Annotated in this window: 1 protein-coding gene; it reads right to left on the bottom strand. The window is 52.0% G+C overall.

Annotation, left to right across the window (positions count from 1 at the left end):
• A partial coding sequence (locus PA598K_RS06425; RefSeq protein WP_148091919.1) for an IS110 family transposase occupies positions 1-278 on the bottom strand: 278 nt, incomplete at its 3' end.
• Between the last annotated feature and the right edge of the window lie 43 nt (positions 279-321).

Genomic DNA, 321 nt, shown 5'->3' on the forward strand with positions numbered 1-321 from the left:
GGATTGATGGTGAACACCTTAGCCTTCCGCGCCTGCAACGCAGCATCTTGATGGAAGTACATGGCTGGATGCCAGCTGTACACCGATGTGGCTTCAAGACCGATATGGATCTCGGCCACCGCATGCTTGTCCGCCAAGGCTACGATACGGTCTCGAAGGTACGCAGCGCCTTCCAGATTATTTTGGACCGTCAGGGTCTCGAGTTTGTCCCCGTCGGTATTCATGAAACACGTCTCCAGTTCTTTGGAGCTCACGTCAATACCAACAAAAAGCTTCATAGGGGGATTCCTCCTTTCATTAAGGGATTCAGGGAATGGACAC

This window comes from Paenibacillus sp. 598K (genome assembly GCF_003851045.1).
In the GTDB taxonomy this organism is placed as follows: domain Bacteria; phylum Bacillota; class Bacilli; order Paenibacillales; family Paenibacillaceae; genus Paenibacillus_D.